Source organism: Pseudomonas sp. IzPS59, from assembly GCF_014863505.1.
GTDB classification, from domain to species: Bacteria; Pseudomonadota; Gammaproteobacteria; order Pseudomonadales; family Pseudomonadaceae; genus Aquipseudomonas; species Aquipseudomonas kribbensis.
Window position 1 is genome coordinate 4,802,781 of sequence record NZ_CP062251.1, and the last position, 13,615, is coordinate 4,816,395.

The 13,615-nt window shown below is 60.4% G+C and carries 14 protein-coding genes and 1 pseudogene; 5 read left to right on the plus strand and 10 right to left on the minus strand.

Going from position 1 to position 13,615, the window contains the following annotated elements; all coding sequences use genetic code 11:
- Nucleotides 1-87: 87 nt before the first annotated feature.
- Both IF189_RS21560 and IF189_RS21565 read right to left on the minus strand, forming a co-directional pair.
- Nucleotides 88-1,440, minus strand: a complete 1,353-nt coding sequence (locus IF189_RS21560; RefSeq protein ID WP_085709678.1) for a GntP family permease — start codon at nt 1,438-1,440, stop codon at nt 88-90.
- 82 nt (nt 1,441-1,522) lie between these two features.
- Nucleotides 1,523-2,056 carry a gluconokinase gene (locus IF189_RS21565; protein ID WP_085730316.1) on the minus strand — a complete coding sequence of 178 codons (534 nt, stop codon included), beginning with the start codon at nt 2,054-2,056 and terminating at the stop codon, nt 1,523-1,525.
- A 216-nt stretch (nt 2,057-2,272) separates the two neighbouring features.
- Here IF189_RS21565 and IF189_RS21570 point away from each other — a divergent pair, with 216 nt between their 5' ends.
- Nucleotides 2,273-3,304 carry a LacI family DNA-binding transcriptional regulator gene (locus IF189_RS21570; RefSeq protein WP_114885006.1) on the plus strand — a complete coding sequence of 344 codons (1,032 nt, stop codon included), beginning with the start codon at nt 2,273-2,275 and terminating at the stop codon, nt 3,302-3,304.
- A gap of 1 nt (nt 3,305) precedes the next feature.
- Here the strand turns inward: IF189_RS21570 and IF189_RS21575 are convergent, their stop codons facing one another.
- A complete protein-coding gene (locus tag IF189_RS21575; protein WP_119427897.1) occupies nt 3,306-4,178 on the minus strand; it encodes a LysR family transcriptional regulator in 873 nt (290 codons plus the stop codon).
- Between the two features lie 121 nt (nt 4,179-4,299).
- Between IF189_RS21575 and IF189_RS21580 the strand changes: the two genes are divergently transcribed.
- The 3 genes from IF189_RS21580 to IF189_RS21590 all read left to right on the plus strand — a co-directional run bounded on the left by IF189_RS21580 (nt 4,300) and on the right by IF189_RS21590 (nt 7,008).
- A complete protein-coding gene (locus tag IF189_RS21580) occupies nt 4,300-4,740 on the plus strand; it encodes a PACE efflux transporter (protein WP_085709676.1) in 441 nt (146 codons plus the stop codon).
- Between the two features lie 125 nt (nt 4,741-4,865).
- Complete coding sequence (locus tag IF189_RS21585; RefSeq protein ID WP_192552236.1) at nt 4,866-6,290, plus strand: MFS transporter; 1,425 nt, start codon at nt 4,866-4,868, stop codon at nt 6,288-6,290.
- Between the two features lie 151 nt (nt 6,291-6,441).
- Complete coding sequence (locus tag IF189_RS21590; RefSeq protein ID WP_134827859.1) at nt 6,442-7,008, plus strand: hypothetical protein; 567 nt, start codon at nt 6,442-6,444, stop codon at nt 7,006-7,008.
- Between the two features lie 60 nt (nt 7,009-7,068).
- On the opposite strand, the gene IF189_RS29185 is transcribed toward IF189_RS21590, so the two are convergent.
- The 6 genes and pseudogenes from IF189_RS29185 to IF189_RS21615 form a co-directional block, all read right to left on the minus strand.
- Entirely contained in the window at nt 7,069-7,608 is a 540-nt protein-coding gene (locus IF189_RS29185) for a methyl-accepting chemotaxis protein (protein WP_371320920.1), read from the minus strand.
- Between the two features lie 57 nt (nt 7,609-7,665).
- Nucleotides 7,666-8,388: pseudogene (locus IF189_RS29190) on the minus strand (PAS domain-containing protein); the annotation flags it as partial.
- Nucleotides 8,389-8,906: 518 nt separating this feature from the next.
- Nucleotides 8,907-9,920 (minus strand): ABC transporter substrate-binding protein, encoded by a 1,014-nt coding sequence (locus tag IF189_RS21600; protein ID WP_192552238.1) that lies wholly within the window; start codon nt 9,918-9,920, stop codon nt 8,907-8,909.
- Nucleotides 9,917-10,462 (minus strand): sigma-70 family RNA polymerase sigma factor, encoded by a 546-nt coding sequence (locus IF189_RS21605; RefSeq protein ID WP_192552239.1) that lies wholly within the window; start codon nt 10,460-10,462, stop codon nt 9,917-9,919. The genes IF189_RS21600 and IF189_RS21605 overlap by 4 nt, the downstream gene beginning before the upstream one ends.
- A 127-nt stretch (nt 10,463-10,589) precedes the next feature.
- Nucleotides 10,590-11,381 (minus strand): phosphate/phosphite/phosphonate ABC transporter substrate-binding protein, encoded by a 792-nt coding sequence (locus IF189_RS21610; RefSeq protein WP_192552240.1) that lies wholly within the window; start codon nt 11,379-11,381, stop codon nt 10,590-10,592.
- A gap of 7 nt (nt 11,382-11,388) precedes the next feature.
- Entirely contained in the window at nt 11,389-12,330 is a 942-nt protein-coding gene (locus IF189_RS21615) for a fatty acid desaturase (RefSeq protein WP_134827863.1), read from the minus strand.
- Between the two features lie 325 nt (nt 12,331-12,655).
- On the opposite strand from IF189_RS21615, the gene IF189_RS21620 reads away from it, so the two are divergent.
- Nucleotides 12,656-13,075, plus strand: coding sequence for a GNAT family N-acetyltransferase (locus IF189_RS21620; protein ID WP_134827864.1), 420 nt, complete (start codon nt 12,656-12,658; stop codon nt 13,073-13,075).
- On the opposite strand, the gene def is transcribed toward IF189_RS21620, so the two are convergent.
- On the minus strand, nt 13,076-13,615 hold the full coding sequence (gene def, locus IF189_RS21625; RefSeq protein WP_114885021.1) for a peptide deformylase: 540 nt from the start codon (nt 13,613-13,615) through the stop codon (nt 13,076-13,078).

Genomic DNA, 13,615 nt, shown 5'->3' on the forward strand with positions numbered 1-13,615 from the left:
ATCTGATCGTTCCCACGCTCCGCGTGGGAACGATCTAGGCACAAAAAAACCGCATCGCTGCGGTTTTTTTGTGTCTTGCGTTCGAGGTTAAACGAACAGCGACAGCAACAGAATGAAGCCCAACCCCACCACCGACAGGATGGTTTCCATCGCTGTCCAGGTCTTGAACGTCTCGGCCACGGTCATGTTGAAGTACTGCTTCACCAGCCAGAAACCGGCGTCGTTGACGTGGGACAGGATCAGGGAACCGGCACCGGTGGCCAGCACCAGCAGCTCACGGTTCACGCCCGGAATCATCCCGACCACCGGCACCACGATGCCCGCGCCAGTAATGGTCGCCACGGTGGCCGAACCGGTCGCGATACGGATCACCGCCGCCACCAGCCACGCCAGCAGGATCGGCGAGATCTGCGCGCTGACCGCCATGTGGCCGATCACGTCGCCCACGCCGCTGGTCACCAGCATCTGCTTGAACCCGCCGCCGGCACCGATGATCAGGATGATCGCGGCGGTAGGTGCCAGGCTCGCATCCAGCCACTTGAGCATCTGTTGGGAACCGATGCCTTGTTTGTGACCGAAAGTGTACAGCGACAGCAGCAACGCCAGCAGCAGCGCCGAGATCGGGTGACCGATCATGTCCATCCAGGTGCGGAAGAAATGACCGTCCGGCAGCGCCACGTCGGCGAAGGTTTTCAGCAGCATCAGGAACACCGGCAGCAGCACGGTGACCAGGGTGATGCCGAAGCTTGGCAGCTTGGTCGAATCGGTTTCACGGGCCAGTTGATCGACCAGTTCCTGATTCGGCGTACCCGGAATGTGCTTGGCGATGAACGTACCGAAGATCGGACCGGCAATGATGGCGGTCGGCAGCGCGACGATCAGACCATAGAGGATGGTCTTGCCGATGTCGGCACCGAACACGCCGATGGCCAGCAGCGGGCCCGGGTGCGGCGGCACCAGGCCGTGTACGGCGGACAGGCCGGCGAGCAGCGGGATACCGATCTTGATGATCGACACGCCGGTGCGGCGAGCAACGATGAACACCAGCGGAATCAGCAGCACGAAGCCGATTTCGAAGAACAGCGGAATGCCCACCAGGAACGCGGCGAACATCATGGCCCACTGCACGCGCTCTTTGCCGAACGCGCGGATCAGGGTCTGGGCGATCTGATCGGCACCGCCGGATTCGGCCATCATCTTACCGAGCATGGTGCCCAGCGCGAGGATGATGCCGACGAAACCGAGCACGCCACCGAAGCCGTCCTGGAACGCCTTGATGATGGTGCCGATCGGCATGCCGGACGTCAGGCCGAGGAACGCGGCGGCGATGGTCAGGGCAATGAAGGGGTGAATCTTGAACTTGGTGATCAGGACGATAAGCCCGATCACCGTGACTACTGCATCAAGCAGCAGGTAGGCGTCATGGGACATGCCAAACATTGGGGGTGTCTCCTGGTTTGTTGTTGTTATTAAAGCGGGTTAATCAGAAGTCGAAAGGACAGCGCTATCTTCACAATCACACTCATACCGCCTGTTTCAGGCCATGGGCCTGCCACCAGACGTGGGCTTGCGACGCAAGTTCTTCCACGCTGTGGATCGAGGCGTTCAGGGCCAGGGTCAACGGCTCGCCTACCGGCGATTCGAGGGTGGCGAACTGGCTTTCGATCAGCGTCGCCGGCATGAAGTGGCCCGGGCGATGGGACACACGGTCAGCAGCGACTTCTGGCGTCAATTCGAGGAACACGAAGCCCAGGCCCGGCAAGGCGCTGCGCAGACGTTCGCGGTAAATGTGCTTGAGTGCCGAGCAGGTCAGCACCGGGCGTTCGCCCAGAGCGTCAACACGACGCAGCTCATCGCACAGGCTGTCGAGCCAGCCGGCACGGTCTTCGTCGTTCAGGGGGATCCCCGCGCTCATCTTTTCGATGTTCGCGGCCGGATGGAAAGTATCGCCTTCAATGGCAGTGGCGCCGCTCAATTGGCACAGGGCCTCGCTGACGCACGTCTTGCCGCAACCGGCAACGCCCATGATGACCAGGGCGGTGATGGGATGATTCATGTAACACCTCAGCGCGCAGACAGCGCTACCTTTGCTAGCTATGACTCTAGTGCACAGGCAGAAGTTGCCGACGCCTTCTTGTCGTTTTTTTGGGTTGCAGCAGGTTTTGTCCCAACGCCAAAAAGCGAGGATCAGGCAGGACCTCGCTTACGCATTTGCAGCTGCATAAGGACAGCGCTACCTTAGTGCCTTGATTTTTGTTTGGCAAGCCGCCCGATGACCACCCCTAAAAACGATAAAAACACCCGCACCACCGGCCGTCCCACCCTCAATGAAGTCGCCCGGCTGGCCGGCGTCAGTCCGATTACCGCTTCTCGCGCCCTGCGCGGGGTCAGCACCGTCGCCACCGAACTGGTGGAAAAAGTCCAGAAAGCCGCGCTGGAACTCAACTACGTGGTCAACCCCGCCGCCCGCGCCCTGGCCTCGGCCCAGAGCCATTCAGTGGTGGTGCTGGTGCCTTCGCTGGCCAACCTGTTGTTCATCGACACCCTGGAAGCCATTCATCGGGTGCTCACGCCCAAGGGCTTCGAAGTGCTGATCGGCAACTTCCACTATTCCCGCGATGAAGAAGAAAACCTGCTGCGCAACTACATGGCCTATCAGCCACGGGGCCTGCTGCTGACCGGTTTCGACCGCACCGAAAGTTCGCGGCGGATGATCGAGGCCAGCAACATTCCCTGCGTGTACATGATGGAACTGGACAGCGCCGCCGGCGTGAACTGCGTCGGTTTCTCGCAACTCAGCGCCGGGGAAACCGCCGCCGAGCATTTGCTGTCCCGGGGCCGCAAGCGCCTGGCGTACATCGGCGCGCAGCTCGATCAGCGCACCCTGCTGCGCGGTGAAGGCTTCCGTAAAGCATTGCAGAAGGCCGGTCGCTACGACCCGGATCTGGAAGTGCTGACCCCGCGTTCATCCTCCGTGGGCCTGGGCGGCGAGTTGTTCCTGCAACTGCTGGCGGCGCATCCGGATGTCGATGCGATCTTCTTCGGCAACGACGACCTGGCTCAGGGCGCCCTGCTCGAAGCCCTGCGCAACGGGATCAGGATTCCCGAGCAAGTGGCGATCCTCGGCTTCAATGACCTGCCGATGTCCGAGCACATGGTGCCGCGTCTGAGCAGCATCAACACCCCGCGTGAGGCCATCGGCCGGCGTGCGGCGGAGCAGATGCTGACCTTGATGGCCGGTAACAGCGTGGCGCGGCCGGTCGAGGACATGGGCTTCGAACTGAAAATCCGCGAAAGCACCTGACTCAACCGCCCAGCAACTCCACAAGAGCCAGCGCCCCCTTCTGCAACGGCTGGCTCTTGAGCCACACCGCGTGCACCGGCAGCACCAGACCGTTTTCGATGTTGCGGAAATTCAGCCGTTTCAATCGTCCGCTATCGAGCCACGGCTGCACCACCGACAGCGGGAAATTGCCCCAGCCCAACCCTGCCTCGACCATCTCCAGCGCCGTCTCCAGACTGTCGGTGCGCCAGTGGGATTCAGCCACCAGCGGCCGGGTTTCGCTGATCGGCAAATCGCGGCTACCGACCACAATCTGCCGCACATGCACCAGATCCTCGAGAAACAGATCCTGCCCCTGCAACAGCGGGCTGTCCGCTGCCAGCGTAGCGATCATTCGCTCGCTGCCGACAAACTGAAAACGCTCCAGCACGTTCACACTCAACCCGGCGAACGCCAGGCACACGCTGACCCGGCCACTGTGAAGCATCGCCAGCACGTCATCCTGCGGCGCGGTCAGTACTTCGATGTCGAGCAGCGGATGGCGCTCACTGATTTCCTTGATGGCCGCCAGTAACCGTCGCCGGTCGATATCCGCCGCCACGCCGATCGACAACTTGCTCTCCAGCCCCAACGACAGCTGCACGGCATGCACCTGCAATTGCTTGAGCTGATCGGCGATCAGTCGCGCATGGGGCACCAGCGAAAGCGCCATGGCCGTGGGTTGCGGTTCGCGGTGGCTGCGGTCGAACAGCGGGTAGCCGAGTTCGGCCTCCAGATTGCCGATGGCCATGCTTACCGCTGACGGGACTTTGCCCAACGCCCTGGCAGCGGCGGAAAACGAGCCGCGTTCGATTACGGCAAGAAACAGTTCGATGCTTTCGCTGTTGAAATTCACTTCACATACCTATCAATAAAACTGAAAGCTTCTGACTTTTTCTGTCATCACCATTGAAGCTATCTTTCGTCGCCTTCGCCAGCCCCGTTGGCCACAAGTCGCAAGAAAGAGGCAATTCCCCATGCAAGGCGTCAAACGCAAACTGGTCTACGTGTCGCTCTATGAAGTGATCGGCATGACCTTCTCGGCCCTCGGCCTGGCCCTGTTGTCCGGCACCTCGCCCGGCAGCACCGGTCCGCTGGCGGTGATCATCACCACCATCGCCGTGACTTGGAACTTCATCTACACCTCGCTGTTCGAGCGCTGGGAAAGCCGTCAGGTGTCGCGCACCCGCACGGTCAAACGGCGCATCGCCCACGCCGTCGGTTTTCAACTGACGCTGATCGTGTTCCTGATTCCGCTGATCGCCTGGTGGATGAACATCAGTCTGGTGCAGGCCTTCCTGCTGGATCTGGCGCTGATCGTGTTCATCCCCTGCTACACCTTCGCCTTCAACTGGCTGTTCGATAAGGTGTTCGGTTTGCCGGCCTCGGCGCTGCCGGATCCTGCACCCGCAGCATGAATCGCTGATTGGTAAGCGGATATTGCAAGAAATCGGCGGTTTTCCTGCGTAAGCCGCCGATATAAGCAATCCTTGATTTCCGATAGCAGGCTAAGCTTTTCCATCATAAAAAAATGGATCGGCCCATGACTGCACACGCCCCCGCCACCGCGCAACGCGACGGCATCGACCCGATACGCGCCGCACAGATTTCCGCCCGCATCGACCGCCTGCCGGCAGTCGCCACGATCTGGCGGCTGGTTGCGTTGCTATCGATTGGTGGTTTCTTCGAACTCTACGACCTGTTCCAGACCGCCTACATCAGCCCCGGCCTGATCCGCGACGGCATTTTCGCCACCGGCAATCAGGGCGTGTTCGGCTTCTCCGATCAAGCGGCTTTCGCCTCGGCGACGTTCCTCGGGCTGTTTCTCGGTGCCAGCCTGCTAAGCCCGATGGCGGATCGTTTCGGGCGACGGGCGATCTTCACCTTCGCGCTGGTCTGGTACACCGTGGCCACGGTGCTGATGGGCGTGCAGAGTTCGGCGCTGGGGATCATCTGCATGCGTTTTCTGGTGGGCATCGGCCTCGGCATCGAGCTGGTGACCATCGACGCCTACCTCTCGGAACTGGTACCCAAGCGCATGCGCAGTTCGGCGTTTGCCTTCGCGTTTTTCGTGCAGTTTCTGTCGGTGCCGGCGGTGGCGCTGATGTCCTGGTGGCTGGTGCCGCAGGCGCCGTTCGGGGTGTCCGGCTGGCGCTGGGTGGTGTTGGCGAGTGCAGTGTTTGCGCTGTTCATCTGGTGGTTGCGCAAACGCCTGCCGGAGTCGCCGCGCTGGCTGGCCCAGCATGGCCGTTTCGATGAGGCGAACCGGATTCTCGACGACATCGAGGCACGCTGTGAGAAGGATCATCGTCAACCACTGGACGCACCGGAAGCGGTAGCCGTGGATGTCGAAGGCAAGGGCCGTTTTGCCGATATCTGGCAGCCGCCCTACCGTCGTCGGGCCTTGATGCTGATCGTCTTCCACATCTTCCAGGCCATCGGCTTCTTTGGCTTCGGCAACTGGCTGCCGGCGTTGCTGTCCGGTCAGGGTGTCAGCGTCACTCACAGCCTGATGTATGCGTTCATCATCACCCTCGCCTACCCGCTCGGGCCGCTGCTGTTCGTCAAATTCGCCAACCGCTTCGAGAACAAGTGGCAGATCGTCGGCTCAGCCCTCGGCGCCATGACTTTCGGCACCTTGTTCGCCCTGCAGACCAGCGCCGTCGGCCTGATCTTCTGCGGAGTGATGATCACCTTCTGCAACGCCTGGCTGAGCTTCAGTTATCACTCCTATCAGAGCGAACTGTTCCCCACCAACATCCGCGCCCGGGCGGTGGGGTTCTGCTATTCGTTCAGTCGCTTGTCGACGGTGTTCAGCAGCCTGTTGATCGGTCTGTTCCTCGACCACTTCGGCACGCCGGGCGTGTTGGCATTCATCGTTGCCAGCATGCTGATCGTCATACTGACCATCGGCTACTTCGGTCCTCGCACACGTAACCTGGCGCTGGAAAATATCGCCCATCGCTGACGGGCAACGGTCATCTTCTGCCGCCGGACGGCAAAGGATGACCGCTACCAGAGTTTTTACAGCCTCAACCTGTTGAATTTATGGGGTTTAGCCTTCAGGCACGGTAATTGCTGTTTTACCGCCGACAGCAATTACCACAAGGTCCTCCATCATGTTGGTCAGCTCGAAACAAGCGGATCTGATTCATCTGCCCAAGCGCATCACCGATGACGCAACCGCCACGGCGGCGGCCGGTCTGCAAGGCGGGCTCCACGGCGCCATGCTGCAAACCCTGCAGAACCAGGCGCAGGCGCAATCCACCGAAGCCACCAATCCGGTGCAAAGTTCGGCCACGCAACTCGCCACCCAGCAGGTCAGCGAAGCCACGCGCATCAGCGACAACGTCGACGAGGCGTTCGCCAAGACGCGTGTAAACCTGCAAGCGACCGATGCCACGTCGACCAAGACCGCCGGCACCTCCGCCACGGACGAATTCAAGGACTACATGAGCAAGTCGCCGGAACAGCGCCTGCGCGACAGTATCCTGAAGGAAATGGGTCTGACCGAGGACGACATCAAAGCCATGCCGCCGGAGAAACAACTGGCCATCGGCAAGGAGATCGCCGATCGCCTGCAGGACAAGATGAAGCTGGCCGAGGCCGAGAAGCAGAACAAACAAGACGCCAACTCGGTCAAGATCAGCGACCAGTCGGCAGACAAGTTCCTCGCTTCGCTCTAACGAACGGCGCAATGAAAAAAGGATCCCCCGAGGGGATCCTTTTTTTCAGCCGTAAAGCCGTCAGTTCAACTGCAACGTCTCGTTGAACTGGCTGATCGCATCCACCACATGTCGCGAGCCCTGCTGAATCTCGCGGATCGCGTCCCCCGCCTCGTTCGCCAGTTCCACCCCGAGCCCGGTGCGGCTCAGGCTCGATTGCATGCTCGACACCGCACTCAGTGACAACTCGTGGTTCTTGCGCACCACATCGACAATCTCCAGGGTCGCCTGACTGGTCCGCGCCGCGAGGCTGCGCACCTCATCCGCCACCACCGCAAAACCACGTCCGTGTTCACCCGCCCGCGCCGCTTCGATGGCCGCGTTGAGCGCCAGCAGGTTGGTCTGGTCGGCAATCCCGCGAATGGTCTGGACGATGGTGCCGATGATGTCCGACTGCTTGCTCACCGCATCGATGCTCAGCGCCGCTTCGTTGAGGTCGCGGGAAATGTCCTGAATGATCTGCACCGTTTGCTGCACGACCTGTGAGCCTTTTTGCGCGCAGGCGTCGTTTTGTACCGAGGTGCTGTGGGCCGATTCCGCAGCGGTCTGCAAGGTCGTCATCTGGTGGGTGATGTCGCTGGCGAACTTCACCACTTTGTACAAGCGGCCCTTGGCATCGAACAACGGGTTGTACGAGGCTTCGAGGTAAACGGTCTGCCCGGACTTGTTCTTGCGTTCGAAGCGGTGCGAGTGATATTCGCCGCGATTGAGCGAAGCCCAGAATGCCTTGTACTGCGCCGACTCGGCTTCGGCACGGTGACAGAACAGACTGTGGTGATGGCCGACGATTTCGTTGAGCGAGTACTGCATGGTCTTGAGGAAGTTGTCGTTGGCCGAGATCACATTGCCTTCCGGGGTGAACTTGATCACCGCCATCGAACGGCTGATGGCGGCGAGCATGCTTTCCTCTTCTTTTTCCTTGTTCACTCGCGCGGTAATGTCCGAGGCCACTTTGATTACGCTTCGGACTTGTTTGTCCGGGCCGTACACCGGCATGTAACTCGCTTCCAGCCAGATCTCCTGGCCGCGCTTGTTCAGACGCAGAAATGTCCCGCTGAGCGGTTCGCCTCGCGCCAGGTCACGCCACAACTTGGCGTATTCCTCGCTGCGGTAAAACTCTTCTTCACAAAAGATCCGGTGATGTTTGCCGCGTACTTCCTCGGCGCTGTAGCCCATGGTCTTGCAGAAGTTGTCATTGGCATCCAGCACGATGCCGTCGGGAGTGAATTCGATCATCGCCATCGAACGGCTGATCGCCTCCAGCTTGGCATTGGCTTCGGTCAGGGCACAGCTGAAGCGTTCGATTTCCTGCAGGTCAGCCTTGTGATGTAGGTTGAACATGTCTCTATCACCTTGAGCGCGGTCTTTTGATTTGATGAAAGTTCAGGTCTTTCAGAATCCACCACTACGTTCCACAGAACAGGCACACGCATTCCTCCACGGGAGGAAGTTGTCAGGTGATAAACGATGATTAATCAAAGAGTCCATGCAGCGACGCTCTAATCAAGACATCCTTCTCTTGATAGCCCGCGAACGGGCCATTCCTAACGTGTAGAAGAACTTCCATTTAAAAAACATGCTCCTTGCCGGTTAAGTGTCGGTGCCTTGGATTGCGCACTCTGGCAGCTTTGTTCTCGGCTAACCGATTGCCGTCGAGGCGCTTTGGATGGCGGTCGACATAGTTAGTTACGTGTGAGCATAGACAGCGCAAAGCCTTGCGCAAGGCCACTAGTCGGCCAGCACCATGGGGATTAAGGACAAAAAACGGACAAGAATCGGTTCAGCGGACGAGATGTTTGTTGCCATTGCGACCGACTCGCAATGGCAACTTTTGAAACGACACAATAATCGGAAAAGAACTACAGACTTCCGCTGACTTTATTCGCCACTTCACCCGGTACCCATGGTTTCCAGACTTGTGGTTGATCGCGCAGAAATGCTTCGGCCACCTGACGTGGCTGCTGGCGCTTCTCGCTCATCCCGGCCAGGGTCTGGTTCAGCAGATCGATCGGCAAGTCGACTTTTTCAAAGAACGTCACCAGTTCCGGGTACTGCGCCTTGAACGGTGCCGACACGCCAATCGCCAGGCTCGCCGGCATCGAGCGGGTGCCTTTCGGGTTGGGGTTGTTGGCGTCGGCCAGGGTTTTCCAGGCTTCGGCGTCAAACGGCGGCTCTTCCAGCTTCACCAGTTTGAAGCGACCGAGCAACGGCGTCGGCGACCAGTAGTAGAACAGCACCGGCTTGCCGCGCTTGATCGACGACGCCACCTCGGCATCCAGGGCCGCGCCGGAACCGGTGCGGAAGTTGACGAAGCTGTCGTTCAGCGCATAGGCCTTGAGCTTCTGGCTGTTGACGATCTCCGAGGTCCAGCCGGTCGGGCTGTTGAGGAAACGCCCGCGACTCGGGTCTTCCGGATCCTTGAACACATCCTTGTAGCGCGGCAGGTCGGCCACGGATTTCAGCTCCGGCGCCAGCGGTTTGATCCCGCGCTCGGGGTCGCCCTTGATCACGTACTCCGGCACCCACCAGCCTTCGGTGGCGCCCTTCACCGTATCGCCGAGGCCGAACACCTTGCCTTCGGCCGCAGCCTTGACCCACGCCGGGCTGCGCCCGGCCCATTCTTCGCCGATCACTTGAATGTCGTTTTTCGCCAGCGCCGCTTCGAGGCTGACGGTGCTGCCCGGCAGTGTGTCGGTCGGGTAGCCGTAGCCTTTCTCGACGATCAGGCGCAGCACTTCGGTGATGAAACTGCCGCTTTCCCAGGTGATGTCACCGAAGTGGATCGGCGCTTTTGATTCCGCAGCGACAACGTGGCCGGCCGTCAGGGTCAGGGCCAGCAGCGAACTGCCGAGCAGGGTTTTGATCGATCTCATGCGGACCTCTTGTTCTGGGAGGAAATCAGGATTTGGTTGGCGCTGTGGCGGTTGCACAGGGCCTGGGAACGGGTCATGTACATGCTCACCGAACGCTGGGAGATACCCAGTTCGGCGGCGATTTGCGGGTAGGTCAGGCCGTCGATGCGGGCCAGCAGAAAGGTCGAGCGCACCTTGCCCGGCAGGCGCTGGAGCGTTCGGTCCAGATGTTTGAGGCTTTGCGACAGGTCGGCGAGCTCTTCGGGAGATGGCCCGTGATCGAGATCACTCTGCTGCAGTTGATTCAGATACCGACGCTCCAGATCGCCCCGCCGCCAGCGTTCGTACAGCAGGCGCTGGGCGATGGTGGTAAGCAAGGCGCGGGGTTCGCGGATGGCGGTCAGGCCTGGCGCTTCGAGCAGTTGCGCGAAGGTTTCGGCAGCGATGTCTTCCGCCGTGGCCGCATCATTCGATTGCCGACGCAGACGTGCGCACAACCACTGGTAATGGTCGCGAAACAACGTGTTCACATGATTGCGATGGGATGCGTCGGCGCCGGACATGGGGGCTCCTTGGTCAAGGGTCGCTGAATGTCCGGTCGTCCGGTGGCGCGATCCTAGCAAGGTGCCTTATGCGTTAAAAATACTTAAAAAGAATTTTTATATTCCATTAGTGAATTAATCGCGACCGCTAGCGCAAGCGGCCATAACCCAGTTCTTCGGCCCCGCGCTGATAATCCAAAGCGATCAGGTAATCGCTTTCGCTCGCCGGCAGGACTTCGGCCAGGCCAAGGGTGCGGGCCACATCCGGCAAGTCTTGCACGCTGCGGTTCATGGCCCGGCGCAGTTGCTCGATCTGCTGGTCCGTGGTGTGGGCAGCGGTAATAAAGGGCAAGGTCGGGCTGAACGCACTGCGCGCCACCACCCGCAACCCGCTGACCTCTTCGGCAGCGTGCTGCGCCAGATACGCAAAGGTCACGCTGTCGATGGCCGCCAGATCGGCGAGGTCTTCGCGCAACCAGCGCAGGCTCTCGCGGTGAGCGCCACTGAGGCCGACCGAAGCGAAAAAACGACCGTCCCGCTGCAACGGCGCCAGACGCTGGCGCAACAGGTTCATGCCGCTGTTGGAGTCCTCGCTGTTGATCACCCCGCGACTGTCGAAGAACTCCGCCAGACTGCGGCGCGGATCCTCGGTGCGGGCAAGGATCAGGCTGCAATGATTGCCGGCCGTGGCGTCCGGCAATTCGTAGCGCGGACGGCCGACAAGCCTGACCTGCCCACGCAACGCGGTCATCAGCGGATAGCCGCAGGTCTGGGTCAGCAGCAACTGCGGCGACATCCAGAGCTCCGGCAGCGACAAGCCTTCGGCACTGAGCCGCGAACGGCCCAGATGTTCGAGAATCCGCGCCAGCCACTGTTCGTTCGCAGCACGGATCGGCTCGGGGGCGATGTACATCAACAGCTCTGCGTAACCTGACGACATGCTGACCTCAAATGAATGGATGCTGCGGACTGTCGATCGGCTTGATGCCGTGCCGGCGCCACAATTGCCCATAGCCCTGCACCAGAAATCCGCCGCTGCGTTCGATCCATTGCTCCCGACGCATGCGGTAGGCCTTGGGCAAGTCATACCACGCCAGCTTCGGCAGATCGTGGTGCACCAGATGGAAATTCAGGTTCAGGAACAGCCAACGCCATGGCCACCCGGCTTCGTTGAGCACGGTGCGTTGCTCCGGTTGTGTGTGCGGCCGATGTTCATAGTAAGAGCGGACCATCGCAATCGACAGCGCCGGCACACTGATCAAAAACAGGTAATGCCAGACCGGCAACACGCTGTAGCGGGCGATGAAAATCAGCATCAGCACAGTCAGGGCACCGTGGGTCAGCCACATCAGCCGAGCCTGGTGTTCACCGTTTTTCAGGCGTTGCAGTTCTTCATCGGCCAGCGCCAGCAAGGCCAGCGGTGCGCCGAGGATGAATCGACCAAGCACGGTCTTGTTCAGCCAGTGCAGGCTGCGTTCGAACAGCGAACTGCCCTGCCAGCGTTCAGCGCTCAGGTAACGGCTTTCGGGGTCGAGGCCAGGGATCGTCAGGTCTTCGTCGCGATGGTGCTGCAGATGGCTGTCGCGATAGAGGGTGTAGGGATACCACACGGCGAACGGCGCATAGCCGAGGACTTTGTTGACGAAGGTCCAGCGCGTCGGATGCCCATGGAGCAACTCATGCTGCACTGACAGCCACAGCACCAGCAACGGAATCATCAGCAGCGTGCTCCACCAGACGCCCAGCCGTTCGCTGCCCAGCACAATCGCGAGCCAGCCGCCGTACACGCCAATCAGCAACAGCCAGGTCGGCCACTCGGTACGGGCGGTGAAGCGTTGACGCAGGGTTTCGATCTGTTGGCGATGGTCATCGTCGAAATAGTGGGGCATGGCGTGGCTCGGAACGAAGGTCTGATCGTTCTGTGCAACACCAGTGGGAAATCTTGCAGATTATTTTTTGCAGAGAAGAAAGGAGCCCGAAAAGCGGGCTCCCGAGGAACGGTATCAATGGCCAAAAATGTCGACTTTCTTCGCCCTTTTCTCGTGGCGTTTCTCGATGGCGGTCTTGGCCGGTTTCTTCTTCGCAGCTTTCTTCGCATCCATACCTTTGGACATGACGCGTACTCCTCTGAAGGGGATGTGGGATCAGGTATACACCTATCCCGGCGAGTACGTTGTTTTATAATCCGCGACTTTTGCACCGGCAGTCCGATTCATGACCGACACCCGTTACAGCCAGCTCGACGACCTGTCCTGGCCCCTGATGAACAAGTTCTACCGCCAGCATCAATCGTCGATGAAAGCGGTACGCGAGGCGCAATTGTGGGTGGCGCGGCGCGAGGAGATCGTGGCTGCGCTGTGCCTGCGGCCGGTGTTCGGCGGGCATTGGCTGACCGGGTTGTTCGTTGATCCGGCCTGCCGCGAACAAGGCATTGCCGCGCAGTTGATCGCGGCGGCGGTGAAAGATGTGGAGGCGCCGGTGTGGCTGTTCTGCCACCCGGACCTGCGCGGTTTCTACGAACGGCGCGGCTTCACCTTCGACCCCGCCCTGCCCCAGGCCATGGCCGAGCGCCTGAGCCGTTACGCGCGGAGCAAACCGATGATTGCCATGGAACTGGCGCCGCGCACTGGCTGATCAATCGTCAGCGTTGGGATCGAGATCCGGGAACATCACTTCGGTAAAACCGAACTTGCTGAAATCGGTGATGCGCGACGGGTACAGCCGCCCGATCAGGTGATCGCATTCATGCTGCACCACCCGCGCATGGAACCCCGAAGCCACACGTACGATCGGTTGCCCTTTGGGGTCGACACCTTCGTAGCGGATCTGCTGATAACGATCCACCGCGCCGCGCAAGCCGGGCACCGACAGGCAACCTTCAAAACCTTCCTCCATCAGCGGACTGAGCGGCGTGATCAGCGGATTGATCAGGATCGTCTGCGGCACCGCTTCGGCGTCCGGGTAACGTTCGCTGTGCTCGAAGCCGAAGATCACCAGTTGCAGGTCGACGCCGATCTGCGGCGCGGCCAGACCGACACCGCCGACGCTTTCCATGGTCTGGAACATGTCGTCGATCAGTTGCCACAGCTCCGGGCTGTCGAGCATCTCGGCGGGCACCGGCGGGGCTATGCGCAGCAGGCGCTCGTCGCCCATCTTCAGGATTTCACGGATCAT

Bases quoted from the DNA above. Each gene is read 5' to 3' on its own strand.
- IF189_RS21560 (WP_085709678.1), bottom strand. From the start codon at position 1,440: ATGTTTGGCATGTCCCATGACGCCTACCTGCTGCTTGATGCAGTAGTC.
- IF189_RS21565 (WP_085730316.1), bottom strand. From the start codon at position 2,056: ATGAATCATCCCATCACCGCCCTGGTCATCATGGGCGTTGCCGGTTGC.
- IF189_RS21570 (WP_114885006.1), top strand. From the start codon at position 2,273: ATGACCACCCCTAAAAACGATAAAAACACCCGCACCACCGGCCGTCCC.
- IF189_RS21580 (WP_085709676.1), top strand. From the start codon at position 4,300: ATGCAAGGCGTCAAACGCAAACTGGTCTACGTGTCGCTCTATGAAGTG.
- IF189_RS21585 (WP_192552236.1), top strand. From the start codon at position 4,866: ATGACTGCACACGCCCCCGCCACCGCGCAACGCGACGGCATCGACCCG.
- IF189_RS21590 (WP_134827859.1), top strand. From the start codon at position 6,442: ATGTTGGTCAGCTCGAAACAAGCGGATCTGATTCATCTGCCCAAGCGC.
- IF189_RS29185 (WP_371320920.1), bottom strand. From the start codon at position 7,608: ATGACGACCTTGCAGACCGCTGCGGAATCGGCCCACAGCACCTCGGTA.
- IF189_RS21600 (WP_192552238.1), bottom strand. From the start codon at position 9,920: ATGAGATCGATCAAAACCCTGCTCGGCAGTTCGCTGCTGGCCCTGACC.
- IF189_RS21605 (WP_192552239.1), bottom strand. From the start codon at position 10,462: ATGTCCGGCGCCGACGCATCCCATCGCAATCATGTGAACACGTTGTTT.
- IF189_RS21610 (WP_192552240.1), bottom strand. From the start codon at position 11,381: ATGTCGTCAGGTTACGCAGAGCTGTTGATGTACATCGCCCCCGAGCCG.
- IF189_RS21615 (WP_134827863.1), bottom strand. From the start codon at position 12,330: ATGCCCCACTATTTCGACGATGACCATCGCCAACAGATCGAAACCCTG.
- IF189_RS21620 (WP_134827864.1), top strand. From the start codon at position 12,656: ATGACCGACACCCGTTACAGCCAGCTCGACGACCTGTCCTGGCCCCTG.
- def (WP_114885021.1), bottom strand. From the start codon at position 13,615: ATGATCCGTGAAATCCTGAAGATGGGCGACGAGCGCCTGCTGCGCATA.